The sequence below is a fragment of the Paeniglutamicibacter selenitireducens genome, from assembly GCF_051550675.1.
GTDB lineage: Bacteria > Actinomycetota > Actinomycetes > Actinomycetales > Micrococcaceae > Paeniglutamicibacter.
On sequence record NZ_JBPULF010000021.1, the window covers coordinates 1 to 1,776 of the forward strand.

The following is a 1,776-nucleotide window of genomic DNA, read 5'->3' on the forward strand; positions in this document are numbered from 1 at the left end:
GTATCACCGCAGCCTGGGCAACCTCAGAAAACACCGTTGGTACCCAAAAGCACCACCCGAAGCGTGAGTAAAAAACACACATCATGCGCGAGTAGAAAACACGCTTCCCTCTCAAATCGCGAAACTCTGGCCGGCTCGTCCACGCGCGCTAGCGGGTGTGTCGAGTCTGCGTGTCGAGTCTGCGTGTCGGGGCGGTGGGCGAAGTGTAGCGCTGTGGGTGGGTGGACACGCGTGCGATGAAATGTCAGACCATCCACAGCCCAACGGGCTGGCCAGCTACAAAAGTAAGCACAGGTAATCCGTCACCTGGCGTGAGGTCTTGAGTACGCGCAGCGTCGGCGGCCGGGGGAGCGTGCGGCGGAGGCCGCCCGCACCACCAGAAAATGGGGAGGGGCACCTGATGCGGCGCCCCTCCCCTGCCTGGCTATTCTGCGGTTGGATCGTCGGTGATGAGCTTTTCAACTGCGCTCGGGGTGTATCCCCAAGCGATCAGTTGTGCGAAGTATTTGCGGGTATCGGCGGTGGGGTTCCTCCATGCCGTGCGGTCTAGGTGCTTTTCGTAGGCCGCGAAGCACAGGGCCAGGATGGTGAACTCGCTGCGAGCCGCCACCTTGGCGGTGTGCTCGGTGACCGGGTGGAATCCCCCGGTCTTGATGCCCGCGAAATTTGCGGCGAGTTCCTGAATGGAGCGGCCAAGTTCGTAGCTGTTGGCGCTCATGGTCTTGGCCACGAAGTGCAGGTAACCCTTGGGAGCCGTTTTGCGGGCCAGCAGTTTGGTGATCCATTCGTGGCGAACAGTGATGGCCGAAGCCATGTCCTTGTTGCGGCTGATGAGTTCCTTGCGTTCAGCCTTTTGTTCCTCGGTCATTGGTCCTGACTTACTGCCGTTGTTGCCCCAACGGTCGGTGAATCCTGCGGCCTTCCAGCCCTGCACCACGGGCGTGGTTTCGATTTTCCCGTTGTACAGGACGCGGACGTGGTACGCGGTCGCGTCATCCTCCGTGGCAGGTTCCCCAGCGGGGCGGTTCAAAGAGGTGACGGCTTTTGCGGTGCCGTCGTATCCCATTTCCTCATCCGTGGCCAGCGTCTTACCGGACTCGACCAATAGGGCTTTGACGGCTTCCACTGCGGCATCCTCGGCCAATTGGTCGAGGTGGCGCTGTGCGAGGTGCGCGAATTCCGCTGGTTCTTCCAATGCGGATTCGGTCAGTTCGGCAATGATTTCCTCGTGTCCGTCGAACTCCGCGATCTTCGCGGCCTGTTCGATGGTCAATCCCTGCCCCAGCGAGGCGGTAGCGGCATCGTTCGCCTTGGCGATCAGTGCTTGGCTGACGGTTTCCTTGGTGGCTCCGGTGCGCTTGGCGATCTTCGCCGGGGTCATGCCGAGCAAGGAAAGCTGGTGGAATGCTTCGGCGCGGTCGGCGTGGGTCAGTTCCTGACGCTGATCGTTTTCAACGACCTGCGTTGCCAGCCGGGTTGCTTCCTCGGGGGTGTCGACCACGTATACCGGGATCGTTTCAAGCCCGGTTTCGATGGCGGCGAGGGTTCGGCGCTGACCAATCAGCACGTGGAGGGCTCCGTTCCGTTCGTGGACGGTGACCGGCTGGAGCACTCCGTGCTCCTTGATGGATGCAACGAAATCGGTGCCGAGTTCGGCCACGGTGCGCACGTTGGTGTCCACGGTCAGAGACTGGGGATTCACCTGTTCGATCCTTTGGGTGTTCATGGTTTTTCTCGTTTCATGGGTGAGGGGGATCGCGGAACCAGCCCCGCGCT

At 61.2% G+C, this 1,776-nt stretch carries 1 protein-coding gene; it reads right to left on the bottom strand.

Going from position 1 to position 1,776, the window contains the following annotated elements; all coding sequences use genetic code 11:
* Positions 1–424 precede the first annotated feature (424 nt).
* Complete coding sequence (locus ACSYDW_RS18930) at positions 425–1,726, bottom strand: ParB/RepB/Spo0J family partition protein (protein ID WP_497198342.1); 1,302 nt, start codon at positions 1,724–1,726, stop codon at positions 425–427.
* Positions 1,727–1,776 lie beyond the last annotated feature (50 nt).

Excerpts from the sequence above, each read along its gene's own strand:
- ACSYDW_RS18930 (WP_497198342.1), bottom strand. The coding sequence starts at position 1,726 with ATGAACACCCAAAGGATCGAACAGGTGAATCCCCAGTCTCTGACCGTG.